Source organism: Vibrio sp. MA40-2, from assembly GCF_047302445.1.
Lineage (GTDB): Bacteria > Pseudomonadota > Gammaproteobacteria > Enterobacterales > Vibrionaceae > Vibrio.
In genome coordinates this window covers 1,013,816-1,037,262 of record NZ_CP178627.1, presented here as the reverse complement: position 1 = coordinate 1,037,262, position 23,447 = coordinate 1,013,816, and the positions used below count along the sequence as shown (strand labels likewise).

General features: G+C 39.3%; 19 protein-coding genes and 1 pseudogene. 10 read left to right on the top strand and 10 right to left on the bottom strand.

Annotated elements, in window-relative coordinates; all coding sequences use genetic code 11:
• Window positions 1-138 precede the first annotated feature (138 nt).
• Together ACLKML_RS04580 and ACLKML_RS04575 are read left to right on the top strand one after the other, a co-directional pair.
• Complete coding sequence (locus tag ACLKML_RS04580) at window positions 139-2,469, top strand: beta-prism lectin domain-containing protein (RefSeq protein WP_413282547.1); 2,331 nt, start codon at window positions 139-141, stop codon at window positions 2,467-2,469.
• Window positions 2,470-2,671: 202 nt separating this feature from the next.
• Window positions 2,672-3,574 carry a helix-turn-helix domain-containing protein gene (locus tag ACLKML_RS04575; RefSeq protein WP_413282546.1) on the top strand — a complete coding sequence of 301 codons (903 nt, stop codon included), beginning with the start codon at window positions 2,672-2,674 and terminating at the stop codon, window positions 3,572-3,574.
• Window positions 3,575-3,641: 67 nt separating this feature from the next.
• On the opposite strand, the gene ACLKML_RS04570 is transcribed toward ACLKML_RS04575, so the two are convergent.
• The 10 genes from ACLKML_RS04570 to ACLKML_RS04525 form a co-directional block, all read right to left on the bottom strand.
• Complete coding sequence (locus ACLKML_RS04570; protein ID WP_413282545.1) at window positions 3,642-4,487, bottom strand: outer membrane beta-barrel protein; 846 nt, start codon at window positions 4,485-4,487, stop codon at window positions 3,642-3,644.
• Window positions 4,487-5,527, bottom strand: coding sequence for a hypothetical protein (locus ACLKML_RS04565; RefSeq protein ID WP_413282544.1), 1,041 nt, complete (start codon window positions 5,525-5,527; stop codon window positions 4,487-4,489). The genes ACLKML_RS04570 and ACLKML_RS04565 overlap by 1 nt, the downstream gene beginning before the upstream one ends.
• Before the next feature lie 3 nt (window positions 5,528-5,530).
• Complete coding sequence (locus ACLKML_RS04560; protein WP_413282543.1) at window positions 5,531-6,253, bottom strand: hypothetical protein; 723 nt, start codon at window positions 6,251-6,253, stop codon at window positions 5,531-5,533.
• 13 nt (window positions 6,254-6,266) lie between these two features.
• Window positions 6,267-9,041, bottom strand: coding sequence for a CS1-pili formation C-terminal domain-containing protein (locus ACLKML_RS04555; RefSeq protein WP_413282542.1), 2,775 nt, complete (start codon window positions 9,039-9,041; stop codon window positions 6,267-6,269).
• On the bottom strand, window positions 9,038-9,550 hold the full coding sequence (locus ACLKML_RS04550; RefSeq protein WP_413282541.1) for a hypothetical protein: 513 nt from the start codon (window positions 9,548-9,550) through the stop codon (window positions 9,038-9,040). Before ACLKML_RS04550 ends, ACLKML_RS04555 begins: the two co-directional genes overlap by 4 nt.
• 113 nt (window positions 9,551-9,663) lie before the next feature.
• Window positions 9,664-10,203 (bottom strand): hypothetical protein, encoded by a 540-nt coding sequence (locus ACLKML_RS04545; RefSeq protein ID WP_413282540.1) that lies wholly within the window; start codon window positions 10,201-10,203, stop codon window positions 9,664-9,666.
• A 481-nt stretch (window positions 10,204-10,684) separates the two neighbouring features.
• Window positions 10,685-13,036, bottom strand: a complete 2,352-nt coding sequence (locus ACLKML_RS04540; RefSeq protein WP_413282539.1) for a YjbH domain-containing protein — start codon at window positions 13,034-13,036, stop codon at window positions 10,685-10,687.
• A gap of 2 nt (window positions 13,037-13,038) precedes the next feature.
• A complete protein-coding gene (locus ACLKML_RS04535; protein ID WP_413282538.1) occupies window positions 13,039-13,839 on the bottom strand; it encodes a capsule biosynthesis GfcC family protein in 801 nt (266 codons plus the stop codon).
• A 3-nt stretch (window positions 13,840-13,842) separates the two neighbouring features.
• Window positions 13,843-14,544 (bottom strand): YjbF family lipoprotein, encoded by a 702-nt coding sequence (locus tag ACLKML_RS04530; RefSeq protein ID WP_413282537.1) that lies wholly within the window; start codon window positions 14,542-14,544, stop codon window positions 13,843-13,845.
• A 141-nt stretch (window positions 14,545-14,685) separates the two neighbouring features.
• Window positions 14,686-15,000 carry a hypothetical protein gene (locus ACLKML_RS04525; RefSeq protein ID WP_413282536.1) on the bottom strand — a complete coding sequence of 105 codons (315 nt, stop codon included), beginning with the start codon at window positions 14,998-15,000 and terminating at the stop codon, window positions 14,686-14,688.
• Window positions 15,001-15,802: 802 nt separating this feature from the next.
• Between ACLKML_RS04525 and pseB the strand changes: the two genes are divergently transcribed.
• The 8 genes and pseudogenes from pseB to ACLKML_RS04485 all read left to right on the top strand — a co-directional run.
• Window positions 15,803-16,810 (top strand): UDP-N-acetylglucosamine 4,6-dehydratase (inverting), encoded by a 1,008-nt coding sequence (gene pseB, locus ACLKML_RS04520; RefSeq protein ID WP_413282535.1) that lies wholly within the window; start codon window positions 15,803-15,805, stop codon window positions 16,808-16,810.
• 8 nt (window positions 16,811-16,818) lie between these two features.
• Window positions 16,819-17,982, top strand: a complete 1,164-nt coding sequence (pseC, locus tag ACLKML_RS04515; RefSeq protein ID WP_413282534.1) for a UDP-4-amino-4,6-dideoxy-N-acetyl-beta-L-altrosamine transaminase — start codon at window positions 16,819-16,821, stop codon at window positions 17,980-17,982.
• A complete protein-coding gene (gene pseF / locus ACLKML_RS04510; protein WP_413282533.1) occupies window positions 17,982-18,671 on the top strand; it encodes a pseudaminic acid cytidylyltransferase in 690 nt (229 codons plus the stop codon). The genes pseC and pseF overlap by 1 nt, the downstream gene beginning before the upstream one ends.
• A gap of 3 nt (window positions 18,672-18,674) precedes the next feature.
• A complete protein-coding gene (gene pseG, locus ACLKML_RS04505; RefSeq protein ID WP_413282532.1) occupies window positions 18,675-19,745 on the top strand; it encodes a UDP-2,4-diacetamido-2,4,6-trideoxy-beta-L-altropyranose hydrolase in 1,071 nt (356 codons plus the stop codon).
• Window positions 19,726-20,283, top strand: coding sequence for a UDP-4-amino-4,6-dideoxy-N-acetyl-beta-L-altrosamine N-acetyltransferase (gene pseH, locus ACLKML_RS04500; RefSeq protein WP_413282531.1), 558 nt, complete (start codon window positions 19,726-19,728; stop codon window positions 20,281-20,283). The genes pseG and pseH overlap by 20 nt, the downstream gene beginning before the upstream one ends.
• Window positions 20,276-21,334: a pseudaminic acid synthase gene (gene pseI / locus ACLKML_RS04495; protein ID WP_413282530.1), complete on the top strand. Its 1,059-nt coding sequence runs from the start codon at window positions 20,276-20,278 to the stop codon at window positions 21,332-21,334. The genes pseH and pseI overlap by 8 nt, the downstream gene beginning before the upstream one ends.
• A 760-nt stretch (window positions 21,335-22,094) precedes the next feature.
• Window positions 22,095-23,219: an ISAs1 family transposase gene (locus tag ACLKML_RS04490; RefSeq protein ID WP_413282529.1), complete on the top strand. Its 1,125-nt coding sequence runs from the start codon at window positions 22,095-22,097 to the stop codon at window positions 23,217-23,219.
• 23 nt (window positions 23,220-23,242) lie between these two features.
• Window positions 23,243-23,443: pseudogene (locus tag ACLKML_RS04485) on the top strand (transposase); the annotation flags it as partial.
• Window positions 23,444-23,447: the final 4 nt, after the last annotated feature.

The following is a 23,447-nucleotide window of genomic DNA, read 5'->3' as shown; positions in this document are numbered from 1 at the left end:
TTTAATTCTAATGAAGCAAACCTTAATAACAGAATAAAATGTATTAATGTAGGTTGATTCATTGATGAAAATTATTGATGAGTGTCTGTTGATTTATTTATGTAAATGTATCTTTCAATAATTATTGAGATAATATCTATGATGTATAGTGTGATTAAAGCTTGTCGTTTTTTTTTGGTTATCATTCTTTTTCAAAGTTTGCTTGGTTGTGGTCAAGGAGACAGTTCAGATAATAATGATGACTCGGTTACGAATCCCTCATTGGTTTCAGACTTAATACTCTATACTGATGATATTTCAACTTATGTATATAAAGGTGATACCGCCGTTATAAATATCGCTAACTCAATTCACTCTAGTGATAATAGCCCCGTTGTATTGCAAGACGTGACCAGTGTTGAAAATAATGCTCAGTGTAACAATATTCAGTTAAATGCATCAAAGGTTACCATTGACGCTCAAAGTCAAGGGGTTTGTGTTTATCAGTACGCCATTAGTGATGTAAATAGGACGGTTGAGCAACAAGGCTTATTACAAGTTGCCATGATTGAAAAGAGTGCAACGTTAACCGATTTAACACCGATAAGTTACGGTATTCAACTCGGCGAAGAATTAAGCATTGTTCTTGATAACCCAACCGACCTAACCTTACAGTCAAGTGTTTCTGTTGTTGGGGCGGGTACGGTTACCGATGTTGATGTTACTAATTATACCATTAATTTTACTGCGAGCAGCAGTGAGGATGAGGTAGGTGTCTCTCGTTTGATTTACACTTTCACTGATTCTAGTGGTAATTTAAGTGTAGGTAGTATTTTTATTTCCGTATCGACTTACACTGAAAATCATATTCCCCCTACTTTTGATTTTTATCATGGTGCGTATGATTCAAGTTCATTAGGTTATGATGGGATAGGTTATTTTGATGTTGAAGCTAACACAACCATCGAAATAGATATTACCGATTATTTTCAACCAGGCCTAGTAGATAACCAAGGCACGGTCATCAAAAATTGTGATACGCAACTGTCTCCTGATTGCGTATATCTAATGACAGATAGGGTAACGACTAAACACTATCTAAAAGATGTCGATGGCGATTTTCTTCAACTGACTGACGCACGAGTCTTCAATGCCTCTGCTATGGCGAATGCACCTATTGAGTCAAGTTTTGGTAATCTAGTTAATTCTACTTTCCAATTTTCAGCGTCAGCACCAGGCTACTATGTTGTGGCTTATACCCTTTCCGATCACAAAGGTGGTTTAGCCGTTGGTTTGATCAAAATTAAAGTGGTTTCACAACTTCAAGATGTGTTTGTTACAGCAGATGACATTTTGTTTTTAGCACCAATTAATACCGAACAAGCGGAAGATGCTAGGGTTGAAACCACTGGATCGGTGATCGGTGATGGGTCAACAGCAGTAAATGGTTATGAGCAGCCATTACTTGCATGGGCTAATGCTGATGGCTTGTGTCAAAGTATGGGCGGTCGCTTGCCGACAAGTGATGAACTCACGAGTTTGTATAGTCAAGAAGGGTCTATTTATGCGAGTAACGCCAAATGGTCTGTGCAAGACTCATATTGGTCATCAACGGTCGACAGCGATATCGGGTTTGTCACTCATGATCTCGCAACAGGCGAAAAAGAGACGGTAACGCCTTGGACGGGAAAACTGGTTGCTTGTGTAGTAAACGTCAGTCAATCGGATATGGAGATTCGGATAGTTGAAAGTGGTGAACTGTTCCTTTTAAGTGATTACCAATTGAATGTTGAGTATAAGCTACACGGCAACTGGTTCCGATATATAGGTGACAATTCGGATTCTATGTGGTCTTGGTCTACCGATAATAATTCTCTTCTGGAGGTTGATAATTCCGGTCTTTTAACCACCAATACAACAACGAGTGAAGGGAATATCACGGTACAGGCAACTAGTGATTCCTCCATAAGTGCCAGTTCTCGTTTTTACATTCAAGATGAAATTGTGTCCAAATTATATGGTGAGATACGCCCAGATTCTGAATCCTATGAATTTCACGGGTATGGTGACGATCCCACCCTTCTTTTAAGATGTGGCGATGTGGTTGATGCGATGGGAGCCGTTCAAGAAGATGGAAGCGATAAATTAGTCGGCGGTGACGGCGGCGTGCTTAATCGTATACCAATGCTCAGTATTGCAAAACTAGATATTACAACAGGCGGTTATATATATGGTGGCAATCAAGAATATGGTGGCAATGAAGATAAAACGGTATTGCACGCATTATTCATTACCTATCGTGATGGTTCAACTTTTAGTTGTGGAGGTGACGGTATTTCCTCTAACTACTTTAACCCAATAACAGAAACGTTTGAGATCGAAGATGGCTATGAAATGATCGGTTTTTGGTTTTATGGTGATCCTATTACTTATGATTATCCCTATGGACGTGCGATTCAGATAATTACTCGAACACAATATGGTGAATAGATAGTCTGTGTCGAATAGATAGCTTGTGTTGATCCATCGATAGCTCGTTGCTAAGTAAAAAACGTTAGCATAAATAAAAAAGTTGCGACTTAGTTGCAACTTTTTTTCGTTTACATCCACTCAATTTTGCGAATGACCCAAAAGACGATTAAGATGTACTTAACCAACACATTCTTACTTGAGCCTCCTTATGTGGTGAAATATGCAACTGACACAGATTCTAATCAACTATAGAACTTTACATAACCTAACCCAGAGTGAGGTGGTTGAACGATTGTCTCAGGACAGCGTATTCGCTAATTTAGATGTCAATACATATAGTCGATGGGAGAGAGGAAGCACAACACCGAATTTAACCAAGATAGTGAAAATATTATGTTTGTTAAATGAGTACCAGTATATTGAAGATATGGTGTTTACTAGTTTGAATGATAACCGAGCAGAACAAATCGAACGCATTATTGATAAGCGCTTTAGTGTTCAACATCCAGGTTTATCCACGCCATTTATTGGTGCGTTAGCCCCAGAAAAAACAAAAAAGACAACATTAACAGAAGAAGACATCCAACGTTATACCCCCATTCATGCCCGTTGTTTTGACGAGCCGTTAGAATCTAATTTTCGGCGCGAACAAATTTCAAATATAGAGCTATATGAGGTGTTTGATGTTAATGACCAGATTATTGGCCATTTTATTTTTCAAATTGCCCCCTTAAGTGTTTGTATTCCTGATCTACCAAGGGTTCTTCAGCAAGCATCCCGAGGTTTTTGGTATAACGTATTAAAAGAGGATGTTATGTGTTTACATATTTTATCTGAATACTCAAGCAGCTCGGAAGCATTTATGTATAGAAATAAAATCTATAAAGATGTTTTATTGCAGCGAGGAGTCAAAATAGGCTTGTCAAAAGTGTATGATCTATCCATTTTTCAATTGTTAGATAAACGTGATTCTTGGGTGTTTGAGAAGGGACCACTTTTTAGTAAAGGTATCCGTTGGGCGAATAAACGCTATCGTTGGATAAAGTGCTTACATAGAGTAGATCAATTGCTTTCTTGGGAATTGCTTTGGGTTTGGGATATGAAGAATAAAAAACCGCATTAACCTGCTGTCAATGCGGTTCTGAACGCTACTACTTAGCAGTAAAAAGTAAGTATTTACTATCTTTTAATTACTTACAAATTTTCACTTTTTCTCTAACATTTAGTCGCGCACCCGGATAAATTAGGTTTAAATTAGAGTTAATAAGTTTAGGGTTTCGTTCGACTAATTCATCAAGGCTCATGTCATGAGCAAAAGCAATTTTATATAGCCAATCGCCTTCTTTAACGCGGTAATCAAAATCTATATCATTCATTTGACATGTCACGGCTTTTTCTTCAATTATTGGCGCAATTTCTTTTACCTTTTGTTCTACAGGCGCTTCCTTTTTTACAACAACGATTTTGCTTGGTGCAGGCTGGTAGTCTTTTACCACTACATCTTTATATTGATTGCCAAAATGATAATTAATACCAAAGTTGAGTGAATTAATGCTGCTATGTGTTGATACTGGCGAGTCATAGTATGCATAGCCAACATTGAACGATAAAGAAGGGTTGATCAAATAATCCACACCAACACTAAGCATAAATTTATCATCTGAAACTTGGTCGAAGCTTGATAGGTTAAAGTGATGAGCATTACCTACGCCGACTGACAAATTTGCATAATCAGATAGAGGATATCGTGCTTTTAGCTGCAGATCTAAATGTTCAAAATCATCCTCTGCATAAATATCATGTGCATAACCGTAACCAATATCAACACCTAAATAGGGTAGAAAATAATAGCTAGCATTTATACCGAAGCCAATATTGGAGTTATTAACATCTGTTTCGGTATTTCTAGAGTTTACGTGTCCAGTGTACAGTCCGAAAGATGCATCGCCATCATTGACGTAATCATGGTCGGCACTAAATACGTTCGAACAAAATAATATGCTGGTAAGCCCAATGGGCAGTAGTATTTTAGTCATTACAATATCTCTTCAAATAAAACAATGAAACTTCCTGAGTAAAAATCACTTTCGACATCTTGAGCTGACATATCGTCGTAATGAACTTTGAATCGAAAATTAAGTTCTTGTGGATTTCCCCCGTTTGTTTCTACCGTGGTGGTGGTTAATTGACGTGAACCTTCCGAAACGATTACAGCGTCTGTACATCCCTCACACGTAATTGAATAAGGAATTTGGACCTTATATTTGTTGCCAATCAAGTTAAATGGATCTGAGCTCGCTAATTCCAACGATAGACCTTCGGCAAAATATCCGGTTGCCTTAATATCAAATGTCGTGTCTCCAGAAACGGTCCTATTGGTCGTGTCATATATTGGTTCCATTACGCCATCACCGGTGACCTCTATCGAAGTTAAATAACTGGCGGTAAAATCGATTTGGACAGTGAGGGTTTCTTGAATTTGATGGTAAGTGGCGACTCCACCACTTGATTTATAATAATATCGAATCGTTATCGGCATTACGCCAATATATACACCGCTATCTCTATTTGTAAAAGCTTCGAAAAGGTCCTCATTGTCCCATTCAATAATTGGACGATAAAAATAGAAAGGCGCAACACGTGCCGAATTTGACAATGAAAAATTCGCTCTGCAATCTGCATTAGCCGTTGTGTTTTCTATTGTCACGATCGGTGAACTATAGCTACTAGAGGTACAAGCTGAACCAGAACTGATGAACAGTGAATCGCTAGTTGGATTGGCTTGGCCTGTATTGTATTCGATACCTACAATGCCTAAATCGACGTTGACAGTATCGCTTCCACTCGTTAACGCTATGCTGGTGGAATTAGTACTCGCAACCGCGTTACCTGGTATCCATTGTGTGGTTGGGTCTAAGCCGGTAACAATCGACCATTCACTGGCAATAAGGCGATTTTCACCACTTGAAAAGGCGTTGTGCCAATTCATTTGATGACCAATCAGTTCGCCCTCCATGTTGAAGGCGAATGCGTAATGACTGATTAATCCAAGAAAAATAACGACGACTTTATTCATATTTTATTCGCCTAATGTTTGAGATTGACCTTTTACAAAAGATAATTTTCTTCTATACGTTTCATCATGATTAACTACCATGACTTCAATTTGTTCATCGCGTAAATATTCTGGTACGGTAAATTCCTTTATTCTTCCTGATAGCGATGTGTAAGAGGACTGGCACTTAACATTGAGTTTTGCAGTACACTTGCTAACCATAAACCGGATATAGGTATTACCAGTGTTTTTTACCAATATTTTGTCGCCCTTATAAGTCATGTCATACGCTACTTTACTTTCTTTTGCGGGTATCACGAACAGTGGAGAATAGCCAAAGTTTATAGCCAAAACTGGTGCGTCTTGTTTCTCTGGATCTTCTACATATGGCACAGGAGAAAAAGTAATTTGGTACACTTTATCTTGTTCAAAATTACATTGGTTACCACAAAGCGAGCGAATACCCACTTGTTTAACACGTTCAGATTCTAAAATTAGCTTAGGGTGGGTGACGGTAATCTCCCAGTCATTCAGGTTATCCTTGTTGTAAGCTGTTTTAACTATTTCCCCATCAACAATATCAATTTTATCAATTTCTGATGTTATAAAACTCGTGGTGTTAAGTTCATTGGTTAAGGTGAAAACGCCGTTTCCATACTCATCGGCAGTGGTGAGCATGGAATCAATTTTTAACGCATGTACAGGTGCTGCAATAATAAACAGCAGGGTAGAATATAAATATTTCATCTGATTCACTCTATTAATTTGACAATGCATATTCAGCATCAATAATTTTGTTTGTTTTAGCGTGTCTACTCATAGTTTCAAAAGTATTTTTCACTTTTTCACTTATCGAGTGGGATGGACTAATTAACGCATAAACAAAATTTCTTTTTCCTATTGGATGTTCCAATATTTGAATGTTCTCTCTAGAGATCGCATCGATGTCTGCTTTAGAAATATATTGATCAAAACTGTTATCGTATTCGCCTAAAAATAAAATTTGAGACTGATTACTACTCACTTTCAAGTTGTTGTAAGCAAGTAATTCAATGTCTGGAATACAATAGTTATCGCCGAAATTATAAACATCAGCATCGTCTATGCTTGGAATTAAGCAGATCTCTTCATTACCTATCAGTGAAAAGCGTTGACCCTCTCTAACAGACACCTTATAGATACCATCCATTAATTCTGTCATTGATACACAACCAGTACCAACGCACTCGATATCATTGATTGGAGTATTGAATATATTTCTAAATCCACTAATAAAAGTCACGACTTTGGTAATACTAGGTTCAAGCTCTAATACGGTGCCAGGTAAACTATATGCTTGCGCAGATCGATCACCTACATTATAGAGATCGACACTCTCCGCATCGTAGTAAGAATTGTAAGAGCTATAGCTTCTAAGCGCACTAATAGAACGATCGGCGTAAAGTATTTCTTTTTGTTGTTGATTACCATTTCGGTCTATAACTAATAATCCTCTACTCGCCGATTCCTGATCATAACGAATATTACTCTCGGTATTTATGGCTAAATATGACTCTGCTTTATCTTTCGTTAAATAGAGATTTTTATTTTTTGTAATTATTTGAGAACTACTTAAATTAACGTTAATGGAGCGTTCACCACTAGTATCCATATAAGCATAAGCTCCAGCCGTGAATGGCTCTTTCGTCACCTGAGCATTAGAACTAACGGAGGTATAATTATTTGGATGAGTACTCGAATAATTTTGCGTTACTTGTGCATTGGCATAAATATCTTGATCTTCAACTAAATCGTCGGTTGTCAATCCCGCACTAATTTGGGTTATTCCCGATTCTGTCGTGCGTACTGTTGATCTTCCGGTAACCGAATCGGATAGTGGAACAGACCAAACAACACTTAGAGACAGGTCGTCGCGTTGCTCACCAGAAAAATCGTAACTACCATTGATATCTATTGTCGAATTTCCAGCAGTATTGAAAGATACACCGCCAGACAGGTAAGTGGATTTAAACCCACCAAAGTAGCCACTCCCTTCTTGATCAATATAATTATAAGAAAGATAACCAAATTTTGACATTCCTAGGGAAACGTTAGTCGCCAAGGTATATTTTAAATAATCAGATTCATTAAACATATATTGCGACAATGAGAGATCATCTTCTCCTGAAACATCAAAATTTTCGACAGATGCCGTCCAGTTTTTAAAATTTAAACTGGCTTCAAACTGGGATGAGTTATCATCGTAAATATAGGCACTCACTGTTGCTTGAGATTGATATGGGAGATAAATTTTACTCCCAAAGTTGACGTAATTGCCTACGTTAGACAAAGAGACACCACCACCAATAGTGATAAAATCAACCGGTCTATAAGCGAGCAGACCACGCACGAACGGTTCGCCAACAACATATGCATTTACTTCATCGAATTCTGCTTCATTAAATTTTTCCGCGTCAATACTTCCTAACAAGTCAGAGTTAGTATCTTCGTATGTACCAACGGTTGTTCTGAAATCGACACCTTTAACTTGCAATGAATCATTGTGGGTATTGTAAATAGACCGAATTTCTTGTTTAACAATTTCTGTACCTGAATAGATAACCATTCTTATATCATAACGACCAAAGGGTAAGTCGCTGTTAGTAATAAAGCCTTGGCCTTGATTAATGTTTTTTTGCAATATTATTTTGTCATCCCTATATATAGTCAGTACGCCATTACTAGGAGAAAAATAAAATATCTTTTGTACTGAAGCAGGGCCAGACAAAACCAAATTTTTTGATGTGCCAAAATCAAGCGACCATTCGCCATTTTTTACATCATTAATTAGAAAATCTGTAGCATTAAATGAAACCCTATTATTTGTATATCCAGTGGTTAGCTTATAATTATCAAATTCCAAATTATAAAGAAACTCATCAATATCAAGATAACTTTCACTCGATCGATAGTTGATTTCTGATGATATATGGCCATAAGGTAGGCCAACAATTACTTTATCGTACAAACTAAAGTTAGTGTAATCTTTGTCAGCCGTTGCATATATGTTCACACTATTAATAAGAGCGTTATTTTCATTATATGCACTAGCGTATTGTAGCTCCTCGTTGTTATAGCTTAACTCTACATATTTAGGGTTAACTCGGAAGTGAAGTTTATTCGTGTAGTAATCATAATACAGTGAATATACATCCGGTATTTCACGGCATTTACTGGGATCATTTGCACAAAGCTGATCGTTTTTTATTCCTTTTTTTAAATCAGCAATAAAAACGTCTATTAGTGCGTCTGAAACACTATTACTGACTAAAATTTTTGTTAATTCTCGTTCTGATTCTAGTGAGGTTAATGTGGTTGTGTCATAGCTTACATTCAAGGTTACGGCATGAACTCTACCTTGCACATCAATAACGTTGACTCTTCTTTGTGCTGCGTCATATAGATCCATAAATTCAGAAGGTACACTTGAATACACTAGTCGAGAAAATAGAATTAAAATAAATAAAAAAGAGTATGTTACGGAGTACTTTGTCATATTGAAAACTCCAATGTCATGGTGACAGACCCACTGCAATCTATTGCATTTTCAGGTAGGCTTTTAAAATTTATACTTGTTTTATATTTAGCCGCTTTACTATCATTTACAACATCATTGAACTGGAAATCTACGGGTTGGTCGAGAGACATTAATTCATCTTCTAGATGAATTATTGCTAAGTCATCGGAATTAGAAATAACTAAATTATCAAAATCGGAACATTGAGTTGTATTTTCGGTCATTCTTATCGCGAGAAACATATCAGTATTGGTTTTTGGTATATCTGTTTCAACGATTAAATCAGAAAACGCCTCATTAAATGTTTTAGTATTGTTGTTATATACTAACGCTAAGGCGTGTGGTTTGAATTCGAAGCGAGTAATGGCATTGGAAAAAAAACTATTTTTATCAATAGTGGTCGTCAAAAAAAATTGTTCCGTTATTACTGTTGAATATGCATTACTACAAAACAACATGACACTAAATAGTAGAAAGACATACTTCATTTTTTGAAACCTTAAAGTTAGGAATATAGACCCTTTTTATTTGAAAAAGAGCCTATATTTAATTTTAACGATGAAACTTCATTGAATAGTAAGTCTCAGGTTAAAGATAAAAACTATGCGCCTGGCGTTGCAGTGATAGCAACAGAAACGGTAAGTGCGTTGTAGGCTTCAACATCAGTTACTTCTGTCTCATTCTGAACACTTAAAGTTAACTCACCAGACGGTGTAGCGTGTTGTGTACCCACGGTAAACTCACCTAAAGCTTGTTTACCTGTGTCCGTTACGGTAGTTGTATCTTGAGCACTTGTATTTGCACCAAATAGTGTTGTGATACCCGTTACACGCCAAGTTGCGTCTGGATCCACGTCTCCAATAACTTCGTCTGTACCAGCACTCGCATCAGCAGGTTCATACTCTCTAGCTTCTATTTTTACTGCCGTTAGAGTTTCAAATGTTCCGTTTTGGTTAACTAATAGAACACCGTCAGCAATCTGCTTAGCACCATTGTTACCAGTAATAATTAAGCTATCACCAGGGATGCTGTTCCCTACTAGACCACGAAATACGATATTTGCATCTGGATCCGCAGCGTGAGCAACAGAAGCCGTGACAGCGAATAATACTGACATTGACAATACTTTTTTCATAAACATAACTATTTCCTTAAAACTTGATTTTATTTATGTATGACTTTATTGAAGCCCACACAAATGGTTGTTTAATTAATTAAAAAATCGTTGTCCAAATCGAAAAGCATGATCGGCAATTTCGTTTTTCTAGACGAGTTTATTGAAACAAAGGAAGCCACTTTGCTCCACTGAATAATTATTATTATTTTTTGTGGTTAAGTGAATTCTGGTGAAAATCATTTTAAATTAATTAGTTAATATAAATTTGATTGTTGGCAGAAGACCGTATTTATTTATGCGATCATACGGAATAGCTATTTTTACAGCAATTAAGTGAGGTTCTAGTTTATTGAATATTGAATATTGAATGGCTGGTTGGGCGTTTTTGCCTATAAAAAAACGGCGGATAGTTCACTATGAGTCTCTATCCGCCGTGGGCTATTTTTGCGTATTAACTGTTTTTACATACGGGCTGTTTTGTATACGATTGATTCGTTATATTAAATTACTCGGTTATGGGTTTATTAAACCATGGTGAGCGCGAATCCGTCACTTTAAATAATTGATATTTTCTATTCAGCATCTGCCCGCCATCTCGTGTAAGAGGCTGCCAGTTTATGTTGGCACGTTGACGGCTTGGTTTAACGGTTAAAATATCCAGTGGGAACGATAGATAGAAACCTTTAGTAAAACTACCTTCACCGTATTCGTCTGCCGTTAGATCAGAATAACTTGCGTATGCGCCAGCAATAATTCCAGAATCAAATTGCTTAGAGAAATCGGCTCTTACGCCTTTATCTTGTCCCAAAAATTGGCCTACACCGATTTTGAATTGGGTATTGCGAGCAAATTCCCACTTCGGCATATAGTAAAAGTTAACGAAGCCAGTTGTACCTTTAGATAATACATAAGCGGCACAAGAAGTGGTGTAAACCCCATTGTCACAACCAGAATCAAATTCGTAGTAATCGTCGGAATAAACAGAGAACCAACTGCTTGGGTCACGTTGCGACACCAAGTTTGCATCGGCACTAATCGCCCAGTTTGAATTGGCACGACGGTAAAGCACTTCTCCACCAACCCCAGCAAACATGGACTCTAAATAACCACCGTAACCTTGCACATAAATATTGTCGCTCAATTGATCGAACCAGGTTAGCTGGAGCTGATTCATTCGTAGGGCATTTTCATGCACATACGATCTAAACAGCGTTCTCACTCGCGGAACAGCAAAGTTGTCAATATGTGGGTCATTGTCAATGTAGTTAAACTTATCGTAGTTATCAAATAGGTTTAAATACAGTGAACCGCTTAGCTCGATGTTATTGGTTAAACGGTAACTGGCATTACCGGTAATACCGAATGCATACAAGTAAAACCCTTCAGCGCCACCAAAGCTTTGTGACAGTTTTGGTGCAATACCATAATTTATAGGTGAGTTATCAGAAGCCAGTAACGTTGACGAAGGTTGTGATTGGTTGCGGCTTGCTGTGGTTGTCGCATCATTATTAACGGCAGCTTGTTCTCGCTTGCTGTCAGTTAGTTTTCCGTCAGCCAGTGCGCTATTAGTTAGCTTGCTGTCATCTAGCTTGCTATCCGAGAACTGCGCATTAATGTACTGATGGGTTGCGTAAGCTTCGAACTTATCGGCGTCATAACGAGTGATATTTAAATCTAAATCTCGGTTCTGTTCAACAAAAGTGTAAGTGCTTACTTCGTCTGGACGATGCTGTGATAATATCGCTGCAATACGTTCATGGCCAATATCAAGGTCACGATACTTAATTGGTTCGCCTTTAACGGTAATATCGGTTGCCGATTGAGAAATGCTATTTTGTGCGTAGCCAGCATTGTCATTAATCTGTTTAGCCACTTGCTGCCAATCGGTGGTGTCGCTAGAACGTGTCGCTCTAGGTTGTACCGCTACTTTTTTACTATCGCGCCAATTGGTGCCCATTTGATTGAAATTACTGTGTAAATTCACACCAAATGTAAGCGTATCGCCACGCTCATAACTAAGACGTAAATCGGCCCAGCCAGGAATATCGTATAAAACACCGACGTTCCAAGGCGTATGCGGGGTTAAATCTTTTCCACCTCTGGTAACCGGAAAATCTTGGCTGTAATCGTTGCTATCGTATTCAAGCTTAAGGCGCAAAGGTTGGTAAGGGGTTTGATATTCTACCCCAGCAAAAATCGCCGCTGGGCCAGTAAACCAGCGCTCATAGTCAACCGAACCGCCATTGGCTTTGTAAGTGTCATCCCGGCTACAATAACTGTCAGAAGCTTTGCAAAATGGGTTGGTAATACTGCCTCGGGTACCTAAATAGCCCCAGCCTAAACCCAAGGTGAAATCGAGATTATTAAAGCGTTTGGTGGCCGCAACGTATTCCGCATCAAATAGCCCGGTACCGCCAATGTCGCGAATACCAAGAGACGTTTCAGGTAACCAGCTGCTCTCTTGCCAAAGCCTAAACTTCAGGTCGATACCTTTATCCGTGTATCGAGTATCGCCGCTGTATTCCGAATTGCTACTAAATAGCATATCTTCAACTTGGGTATAGCGAATGGTGCTTTCCAGCCAAGGCATTAACTGCAGCGAGATAAAGCCGTGATAGTAATCCTGGTTAAAGGTACCGCCAAGATTAAATTCACCTTCTGGCGCAACCCGTCCAGTGGGCATTTGCATTAGGCCAACGCCACCAAAATCTGATTGCGAGGTTTGCAAACTAGGCGGATTAAATGTGTCGGCATAAGTTACAGCCGGAATAGCAAAAGTAAGGCCACAACCAACCGAGCCCATTAAACGGATCAATGTAAAAGACGACCGAGAAACTAAACAAGCGTTATTGTTCATAATTAATTAATCCCTTGTTTAATCATATTGGGCTGAATAGGTTGCATATATCTGAGCAATTCAGCGATCTGCTGGTTGAGCTGCGCGTATTCATTGGGCAAGGAGGCAAATCCAGACAATATAATGGCACCGGGGGCTAGATAAGCCCGCTGGCGTTGCCAAATAGGGTTAGAGAATTGGCTAACATGTCCATCGGGTTGAATAATATAAATCGCATCGCGATCACTGCCTTCAGGTAGTGACAGTGGCTTTAAGTAGTGCAATGGGTTATGGATGCTGTGCAGCGTAACGGGGGTAATGGTTTGTCCTGCGCCAACCACAAAAATCATTTCAGAGCGGGCAGGGGTGAGCAAGGTGTAATGGCCATGTAAAGCCGGGTTAAACTCCGGTTTGAGCCGAACCATATCCTTGTCCAACGGAATAAAATAACGGTAGTTAAACTGGTTTTTCTGAAGCACATTGCGAATAGATTCTGCTTTTAGCGCCAGATCAGGTTGATACTGGCTTAGAAATTTCAAGTTTTCTAAAATCTTGATTTTTTCTAGTTCAATTTCTTCATTACGCGTAGGTTCAAGCCATTGCGCCGCAAGCCAAAATGGCTGAGGGTGCTCACTATCGCTTGTTAGCTTTTCCGAATCTAACAGAATGTGATCTAACCGAGTAGCCTGCGGATAAGATAACTCCAGCGCATAATCAGCTAATGTAACGGTTAATGATTGCGCGACGACTTCACTTGGCGTAGCGAGCGAGATAAATGCCATAAAAGGCAAGCTCGCCAACAAGGTTTTTAATGGATTCAGCATGATTTATCCGGCATAAGGTTTAAGAATGGTCATTTCGACGCTAGGCATATCAGGACCAATGAATTGGATAGATTTTATCACGTCATGAGTAACGGCATCTAACCAAAAGTGATTAGTAAACGAGGTATCCAAAGCAGGAATATAAACCTCTTCCTGGTAATAATTAGCTTCTCGAGTCCAAACGGTAGACTGAATGGTTTGTTGCTCAACAAAGTGCCAATTCATGGTTGCTTCAAAGTTATAGCGGTAGTCTGGCTGCCAGTCGTAAACGGCATGCCAGGTTTGTTGGGCAGGTTTTGCAGCAGAAAGTGTTAGTGGATCGCGATTATCTTGGTCGATTACTGCGGCCAAATTGTCAGTGGGTAGGCGCAGTGTCTTAACCAAACGGCCATTTTCGGTGACTAGCATACCAGAATCGGCGCTGGCCCACTTAAGCTGGCTTTGGCCTGGGTTAGTAGTGGAAGGTTCCACTAGCGCTAATACAATAAACAGCTGTGCGCCGTTATCAATATTAACATGGCTGCTGGCATAGGGCTGGTCGATGATTTGCTGCGCTGTTTTTTTACCATCGGGAGATCCAAAGGTAAGCTCATTAGCGGTAGAGTAAATGTCTTGGTAAGTTTGCGTGCATCCAGCCAAGAAAACCGCTGTTAATGCCAATGTTATAAAACGCAGCGCTATATAACGAATATCGAGGATTTTCATGGGTAATTACTGTTATCCAATAGGTTAAAATGGGCAAGTTGAGCCATTAAAATAAAGCTGATGGGCAAAACTTATACTACAAAAAGCAGATAATAAAAAGCCATCGACAGATCGATGGCTTTTAAATTACTAAGTGTTAGCTTAGTTTGTACCTGTTGTGGTACCAGCTGGGCTATCGTCAGCAACAGTAGATACAGCAGATACTGCAGCGACTGAAGCAATACCAACACCTACCGCGGTTGCAACGCCAGTTGCAACTGCAGAAGCGGCTGCAACACCACCAGCGGCTGCGCCACCTGCTGCTGTACCACCTGCTGCTGCTGCACCAGATGCGCCAGCACTAGCACTAGAGGTAGAAGCAGCACCGGCTGCTTCACCAACTGCCATTGCAGAGCTAGTAAACAATGCTGAGCTAGCAAATAAAGCTAAAACGAGAGCAGTAATACCCTTTTTCATAGTTAATCCTTTTAAAACATCGATGTTTTACTAATCAGTATCAATTAGTACTGGCAATATAACAAATTAAATTTAAAACGAGGAGGATTAATTTCATATAAGACTAATTTCATTAGTCGCCAAGTAAAAATAGCCAACAATAACTGGTAATAGAGGGAGACGGAAAGATAGATAAAACAGAATGATACATCAAGCCAAACTATAGCGAGATACGCTTATTGCTTTATGGCAGGAATCAAGTCTTGGTGAAAAAAAGTTATTCAGGCAAAGAAAGCCAAATAATTTTTTTGCTTATTGTTGCATAGTTATGGATAATGCGCGCTGCTTGGCTTTTGTCTAAACATTAAAACAAATAACTATAATTACAATAAGACCCTTATTGCGCTGTAGAGTGTTGCGCTAAGACTAAAGGGCGGTAGCGTGTTTAAAGCTATAGTATGCATTGATAGAACGTTGGTAATTGAGTCATTTTAGCAAATGAATAACGTGTTAGGTTGTATAATAATCATAATATCCCTTCAATTCTTCTGCTAAGTTGTTTTACCGTTCTGTATTCTCGATTTGACATAGCTACTGTTGCTAGTAAAAAGAGCTTTATAATAAAGCGTGCTGGCGCCATGGGAGCTGTTGTATTTGAAACAATTTTCCAGGGCCTATTGGGGCCGTTTTTAAAAAATAAGCGAAATCTAGGTTTTATAAGAGATAGTCAAAAATTGACTGTCTCAAAATGAATAAAAAGTGTCTCATTGGTTAATAGTCACTGAGATAAAAAGTTAACAAATTAACACATATTGGAATTGCAATGCTTAATAATAAGACAGTTTTAATTACTGGTGGTACCGGCTCCTTTGGCAAACAATTTGTAAAAACAATCTTAACAAGATACCCAGAAGTCAAAACTATCCGAATCTATTCTCGTGATGAACTCAAGCAATTTGAATTAAAGCAGGATTACGCTGGCAATCAGAAGTTGCGATTCTTTATAGGTGATGTTCGTGACCAGAATCGTATGATTCAGGCTTGTGAAGGTGTTGATGTCATTATTCATGCTGCGGCGATCAAACAAGTCGATACCGCAGAGTATAACCCAACGGAGTGTATTCGTACCAATGTTGATGGCGCAGAAAACGTCATCCATGCTGCATTGCAATGTGGTGTAAAAGATGTCGTTGCGTTATCTACAGATAAAGCGTGTGCGCCTATTAACTTGTATGGTGCTACCAAACTGACTTCTGATAAATTATTTACTGCAGCAAATAACATTAAGGGTTCGAAAGATATTCGTTTCAGTGTGGTTCGTTATGGCAACGTGATGGGCTCGCGTGGCTCAGTGATCCCTTTCTTCCTAAAAAAGAAGCAGGAAGGAGTGCTTCCAATCACGCACGAAGATATGACACGTTTCAATATTTCATTGCAAGATGGTGTCAATATGGTGATGTATGCTATCAAACATCATCTAGGCGGTGAGATCTTTATTCCTAAAATTCCATCGTATAAAATTTTAGATATTGCTGAAGCCGTAGCACCTGGTGTTGAAACAAAAGTTGTTGGTATTCGTCCTGGTGAGAAATTGCACGAAGAGATGATTACGGATACCGATTCGCTTAATACCATTGATTTAGGCCGTTATTATGCGATTCTGCCTTCAGTTTCTTTTATTTATACAGAAACTGAATATATGGAACACCATAAAGCGCAGAAGGTTCCTTTTGGGTTTAAATACAACTCAGGAACCAATACTGAATGGGAAACGATTGAAGGCTTACGTGAATTGATTAAAGAGCACGTTGATCCAAATTTTACAGTGTGAGATGCAAAGTGATTCCTTACGGTAAACAAGATATCAATCAACAAGACATTACTAGTGTGTTGGACGTTTTAAAGTCAGACTTTCTAACGCAGGGGCCTCAGGTTCCTGCGTTCGAAAGTGCACTGATTAAACACACTGGAGCTGATTATGCTTTGGCAGTTAACAGTGCCACTTCGGCATTACACATAGCTTGTCTAGCGCTAGGTCTGGGCCAAGGTGACTGGTTATGGACGTCGCCAGTTACTTTCGTCGCGTCAGCTAATTGCGGCTTGTACTGCGGCGCACAAGTAGACTTTGTCGACATTGATCCCCAGACGTACAACATGTGTCCTAAACGTCTTGAAGAAAAGCTAATTAAAGCAAAAGCTGAAGGCAGACTACCAAAAGTCGTTGTACCAGTGCATTTGTGTGGACAACCATGTAATATGATTGCAATTGGTAAGTTAGCCAAAGAGTACGGCTTTAAGCTTATTGAAGACGCTTCGCATGCGATTGGCGGCCGATATCAAGACCAACCGATTGGGAATTGCGAATATTCAGACATCACGGTATTTAGCTTCCACCCAGTAAAAATTGTCACAACGGCTGAAGGTGGTGCTGCATTAACGAACCAGAAAGAGCTAGCGGATAAAATGACTCTCTTGCGCAGTCATGGTATTACACGAGATCCTGAAATGATGACGGAAGCTTCTCACGGTGGTTGGTATTACCAACAGGTTGATTTAGGTTTTAACTACCGCATGACAGAACTTCAAGCTGCATTAGGTGCCACTCAAATGCAACGACTTGACGAATTTGTTACGACGCGTCATGTGTTGTTTAAGCGTTATAATCAAATGTTGTCTGAATTACCTTTAGTCCTTCCTTATCAACTGGAAAATACGTACTCAGGTCTGCATTTATTCGTAATTCGATTGAAGTTGGATGAGATATCATTAACTCATAAACAAGTGTTTGACGCACTGCGTGAAAATGGTATCGGTGTTAATTTGCACTACATTCCTGTTCATACTCAGCCATATTACCAAGCTATGGGCTTCACTGAAGGGGATTTCCCTGAGTCAGAACGCTACTATCAAGAAGCCGTCTCACTGCCAATGTTCTACGGTATGACGGAAGAACAGCAAAATACCGTTGTTCGTGTGGTAACCGAAATTTTGACAGGTAAGTAATGAACGTTGCTATTATTCCTGCACGTGGTGGCAGCAAGCGTATTCCTCGTAAAAATATTAAGCATTTTCATGGCAAGCCTATGATCGCTTACTCAATCGAGGCTGCACTTGCTTCGGATTGTTTTGATAAGGTTATTGTCTCTACTGATGATGCTGAGATAGCCGAGGTAGCGATAAAGTATGGTGCTGAAGTGCCATTTTTACGGCCTTCGAATATCTCCGATGATTGTGCTACCACCATGGATGTGATGCATCATGCAATAACTTGGTGCGCTAACAATGGCTGGGATATTGGTGATGTTTGTTGTTTGTACGCCACCGCTCCGTTTGTTTTACCTAAAGATCTTCAGAAAGGCTATGAGCTACTTAGGGGATTTAGTGTGCAATTTACATTTAGTGCCACATCGTTTCCGTTTCCGATTCAGCGTGCAATTAAGCTTGATGAGCAAGGCTATGTTTCTATGTTTTCGCCTGAAAATGAACAGGTAAGATCACAAGACTTGGAAGAAGCGTATCATGATGCTGGCCAGTTTTATTGGGGTCGTAAAGATGCTTTTCTAGATAAACTATCAGTGTTTTCCAGCCACTCTAAGGCCGTGCTCTTACCGAGAAAACGCGTTCAAGATATTGATACTCAAGAAGATTGGGAGCTGGCTGAATCTCTTTTTTCAGCATTGAGGTTAAGATAAATAATGAAGGTTACCTTCCGAGTGGATGCGTCACTATTTATCGGTAGTGGCCACGTCATGCGCTGTTTGGTGCTTGCTGATATATTAAAAAGCAAAGGTTTTTCTGTATGCTTTGCTTGTCTGCCTCAGTCTGGGGATATGATTACATATATCCATGATAGAGGCTTTGACGTATTAGAGCTAACTCCCTCTTGTCTACAAATGACGCCCTCCCATAGCGCTGATTATAAAGCTTGGCTTCAACGTAGCGTTGAAGAAGATGCAAATGACTTTCTATCTAAAGTTGATTATTCCGAGTGGGTGATTGTGGATCACTATGCGCTGGACCATGAATGGGAAAGTATCATTATTGGTAAGCTGTCATGCGCTATTTTATCGATTGATGACCTTAACCGTGAACACTGTAGTGATATTATTCTTGACCAAAACCTATGGCCGAACATTTCAAAAAGATATTTGGATTGTTCTGCTATCAAGCTTCTTGGTCCTGAATATGCTCTTTTAAGAGAGAATTTTTCAACATTGCGGGATTCACCCCGAGATTCAATATCTAATCAACTCTTAGTCTTTTTTGGTGGAACAGATCCTACAAATGAGTGCGAGAAGTTTATTCTTGCAGCAAATGAGTTTAAGAGGCTCCCGTTTAATACTATTTTGATCACGGGGAGAATCAACCCTCGTTTTGATGCTTTGATAAAGCTTAATCAAAAGAGCAATGTTTATATATACAAAAACTTAGAGAATTTTGATTTATCTTTAAGTAATAGTAAGTATGCAATTGGCGCCTCAGGAGTAAGTAACTGGGAGCGGTTTTGTCTTAGGGTTCCTGCTTCGATTGTTTCCGTAGCGGAGAATCAAGTAGTACTTTCAAATTACTTGTCAGATTTAGGGTTTGTTGGATACTTAGGTGAAGGTATAACGACTAATACCGATACTTATGCACTTGAGCTAGCACGCTTATGTGAAAGGTGGGATTATATCGAGCCTTTTAGTGATTTTGAAGTTGATGGCTTCGGTGCGAATAAGGTCGTTCAAACAATGGAGAGCTTTTGTCGTGAAAAAAAGAGTGATTAAATTTAGACAACTCGAAGAAAGTGATTTAGAAGAAATTCTCGCTTGGAGAAATTCTCCAGATGTTAGAAAAAACATGTACACCTCTCATGAAATCACTATGGATGAGCACAAGTCGTGGTTTTCGAACATGAGCAACGATAGTTCAAAAGAATATTTTTTAACTGAGTTAAATGGAGAGTCAGCAGGTGTTGTTGGATTTACGGATATAAATCGAATTCCTGGAATCGCTTCTTGGGCATTCTATGCGTCACCCAATGCCGCAAGAGGTACAGGATCTTTGATGGAATATCGAGCTCTAGAGCATGCATTTACTGAGTTGGATTTACACAAATTACGTTGTGAGGTTTTAGGCTTTAATCAACCAGTGGTGAAATTACATTCCAAATTTGGTTTTAAAGTTGAAGGCACTCATCGAGATGCTTTCTTCAATGGGAATGAATATCACGATGTAGTACATTTAGGTATCTTTTCACATGAGTGGAAAGGTATTAGAAACCTTATGAAAGATAAATTGAGAGTATACGAAGAAAATGAATAACAACATATACATCGATAATCGAGAAATTGGTCCTAATTGTCCTCCATATATTATTGCTGAACTTTCTGCTAACCATAATGGTGATATAAATCGTGCTTTTCAAATTATGGAAGAAGCTAAAAAAGCAGGCGCTGATGCTATTAAACTTCAAACCTATACCCACGATACTATCACTATAGATAGTGACTCGGAAGAGTTTCAGATTCATGGCGGTTTATGGGATGGCCAAACTCTGTATGAGTTGTATAAAGAAGCTCATATGCCTTGGGAATGGCATAAGCCTTTGTTCGAAAAAGCAAAGGAGTTAGGTATTACGATATTTAGTTCACCATTCGATTTTAAGGCTGTGGATTTATTAGAGGAATTAGACGCTCCTGCATACAAAATAGCATCCTTCGAAGTGGTCGATTTGCCTTTGATTAGGCGTGTAGCTCAAACCGGTAAGCCGATGATTATTTCAACCGGAATGGCAAACGAGGAAGAGATTGCAGAAGCAGTAAGAACAGCGAGAGATAATGGGTGTAAGGAATTAGTTGTATTGCATTGTGTAAGTGGCTACCCAGCTCCTGCAGAACAATATAACTTAAAGACAATTGCTGATATCGCACAGCGGTTTGACGTTTTATCTGGTCTTTCTGATCACACTATTGATAATGCTACCGCGGTTGCTTCGGTTACTCTAGGTGCATGCTTGATTGAAAAGCATGTGACAATGGATCGCAACGACGGTGGTGCTGATGATAGTTTTTCTCTTGAACCATCAGAGCTCAAAGCACTTTGTGTAGATACTAAAACAGCATGGCAAGCTTTAGGTCAGGTTAACTATAAGAGAACTGAAGCTGAAAAAGGTAACGTAAAGTTCCGTCGCTCACTGTATGTGGTAAAAGATATTAAAAAAGGTGAAGTGTTTACAGAAGAGCATGTTCGATCAATCCGGCCGGGCAATGGTATATTACCAAAATATCTTGATGGTGTTATTGGTTCTAAAGCTAGTGAAGACTTGAAGTATGGTACTCCACTATCTTTTAGCCACTATGTGGACATAAACTAAACAATACATAGTTTATGTCTCTGCACCTAGCTAGATTTTATAATTAACCTGGCTAGTAGGGAAATCGCATAAACACTCTTGCTTTAAAAGGGCTAAGCGAACTTTAAAAACCTACAAAGCTAGCCCATTTATAACTTCACGCAAAGATCATGCCCCCCTATGGAATAAGGGATTAAGTGCGTAATGTTTTCATTAACTAGTTCACTGAAATCACGTACATGTCGATTTTTAAAGGGTTCGTGACGTATTGAGTTCTCAATTTTTGAACTTCACTAGTTAATGTTATGACATAACAGTCAATTATCTGATGATCGATTTGTAATGCATTTTCAGTGTTTTCTAATACCTCCATAAACAAATTGGAGGTTCAGCAATGAGTAAGCCGCACCCATTTATGCATTTCGACCTCATTCCAGATTGCCGATAGCAAGGCAAAGTCGAACACAAGTTAACTGATATCATTCTGTTAACAGTTTGCGCTGTGCTTTCTGGTCAAGACGGCTAGAAAGCGATTTGCCTTTACGGTGAAGTTAAGTTGGATTTCTTGAAGCGATTTGGTGATTTTAGTGATGGTTTACCATCTACTTCAGGGAAAAATCACGTACCTGCCCATGTTTAAAGGGTTCATGACGTATTGAACTCTCAATTTTTGAACTCTACTAGTTAGCGTTATCACACAACAGTCAATTGTTCGATGATCGATTTGTAGATCATTTTCAGTGTTTTCTAATACCTCCATAGACAAATTGGAGGTCCAACAATGAGTAACCAGCACCCATTTATGCATTTCGATGTCATCCCTGATTACCGACAACAAGGCAAAGTCGAGCACAAGTTAACTGATATCATTCTGTTAACAATTTGTGCTGTGCTTTCTGGTCAAGATGACTGGAAGGCGATTAGTCTTTACGGTGAAGCTAAGTTGGATTTCTTGAAGCGATTTGGCGATTTTAGTCATGGAGTACCTTCCACATCGACGATAGCTAGAGCGATGGGTATGATTAGTGCGACTCGACTTCAAAAATGCTTCATTGAGTGGATGAAAGATTGCTGTGAGTTAACCAAAGGTGAAGTGATTGCCATTGATGGTAAAACCGTCAGGAGCTCTTATGATGACTCTCGCGGCCTTGGTGCAATTCACATGGTGAACGCTTTTGCGACCGAAAATGGCGTTAGTCTCGGACAACACAAAGTTTACGAAAAGTCCAACGAGATCACTGCTATCCCAGAGTTGCTCGAACTGCTTGATATATCGGGGTGTTTGGTCACGATTGATGCAATGGGATGTCAAAAGAAAATCGCTCAAAAAATACTAAACAAAAACGCAGATTACTTGTTGGCTGTGAAAGGAAATCAAGGTCGTTTGGAGCAAGCGTTCGATAATTATTTCGATATGAGCATGCTACAAAAACACGATGGTGATTCTTACAGTACGCAAGAAAAATCACGTGGCAGACAAGAAACTAGATTGGCTTTAACGAACACGGATTTGAGTGTTTTAGGTGACTTGGCGTTTGACTGGCCAGAGCTAAAAACAATGGGTATCGTCGTTTCTATGAGACAAGAAGAAGCCGTGGCGAAAGAGTCAGAAATCACGGTGAGACACTACATTAGCTCGAAAGATTTAAATGCTAAAGAATTGTTAAATTCAACGCGTTCACATTGGTTAATAGAGTCGATGCATTGGTCTCTCGATACGACATTTGGTGAAGACGATTGTCGAAAACGAGCGGAAGAAAGTGCAGAGAACTTTGCAAGGATCAGACAGATGTGTTTAAACATGCTGAAGAGTGAAACGACTTTGAAAGCGAGTATTAAGCACAAAAGAGCGATGTGTGCGATGGATTCTGAGTACCTTTTAAAGGTCCTGGCAAGCCTTTATTGACGAGGATGTTCATGATTTTTCCGTGGTCTCTCGATACGACATTTGGTGAAGACGCTTGCCGAAAACGGACAGAAGAAAGTGCATAGAACTTTGCAAGGATCAGACAGATGTGTTTAAACATACTAAAGAGTGAAACGACTTTGAAAGCGAGCATTAAACATAAAAGAGCGATGTGTGCGATGGATTCTGAGTACCTTTTGAAGGTGCTGGCAAGCCTTTATTGACGCG

Bases quoted from the DNA above. Each gene is read 5' to 3' on its own strand.
- ACLKML_RS04490 (WP_413282529.1), top strand. From the start codon at position 22,095: ATGAGTAACCAGCACCCATTTATGCATTTCGATGTCATCCCTGATTAC.
- ACLKML_RS04540 (WP_413282539.1), bottom strand. From the start codon at position 13,036: ATGAACAATAACGCTTGTTTAGTTTCTCGGTCGTCTTTTACATTGATC.
- ACLKML_RS04555 (WP_413282542.1), bottom strand. From the start codon at position 9,041: ATGACAAAGTACTCCGTAACATACTCTTTTTTATTTATTTTAATTCTA.
- ACLKML_RS04580 (WP_413282547.1), top strand. From the start codon at position 139: ATGATGTATAGTGTGATTAAAGCTTGTCGTTTTTTTTTGGTTATCATT.
- ACLKML_RS04530 (WP_413282537.1), bottom strand. From the start codon at position 14,544: ATGAAAATCCTCGATATTCGTTATATAGCGCTGCGTTTTATAACATTG.
- ACLKML_RS04575 (WP_413282546.1), top strand. From the start codon at position 2,672: ATGCAACTGACACAGATTCTAATCAACTATAGAACTTTACATAACCTA.
- ACLKML_RS04570 (WP_413282545.1), bottom strand. From the start codon at position 4,487: ATGACTAAAATACTACTGCCCATTGGGCTTACCAGCATATTATTTTGT.
- ACLKML_RS04550 (WP_413282541.1), bottom strand. From the start codon at position 9,550: ATGAAGTATGTCTTTCTACTATTTAGTGTCATGTTGTTTTGTAGTAAT.
- ACLKML_RS04525 (WP_413282536.1), bottom strand. From the start codon at position 15,000: ATGAAAAAGGGTATTACTGCTCTCGTTTTAGCTTTATTTGCTAGCTCA.
- ACLKML_RS04535 (WP_413282538.1), bottom strand. From the start codon at position 13,839: ATGCTGAATCCATTAAAAACCTTGTTGGCGAGCTTGCCTTTTATGGCA.
- pseG (WP_413282532.1), top strand. From the start codon at position 18,675: ATGAAGGTTACCTTCCGAGTGGATGCGTCACTATTTATCGGTAGTGGC.
- ACLKML_RS04545 (WP_413282540.1), bottom strand. From the start codon at position 10,203: ATGTTTATGAAAAAAGTATTGTCAATGTCAGTATTATTCGCTGTCACG.
- pseI (WP_413282530.1), top strand. From the start codon at position 20,276: ATGAATAACAACATATACATCGATAATCGAGAAATTGGTCCTAATTGT.
- pseB (WP_413282535.1), top strand. From the start codon at position 15,803: ATGCTTAATAATAAGACAGTTTTAATTACTGGTGGTACCGGCTCCTTT.
- ACLKML_RS04565 (WP_413282544.1), bottom strand. From the start codon at position 5,527: ATGAATAAAGTCGTCGTTATTTTTCTTGGATTAATCAGTCATTACGCA.
- pseF (WP_413282533.1), top strand. From the start codon at position 17,982: ATGAACGTTGCTATTATTCCTGCACGTGGTGGCAGCAAGCGTATTCCT.
- ACLKML_RS04560 (WP_413282543.1), bottom strand. From the start codon at position 6,253: ATGAAATATTTATATTCTACCCTGCTGTTTATTATTGCAGCACCTGTA.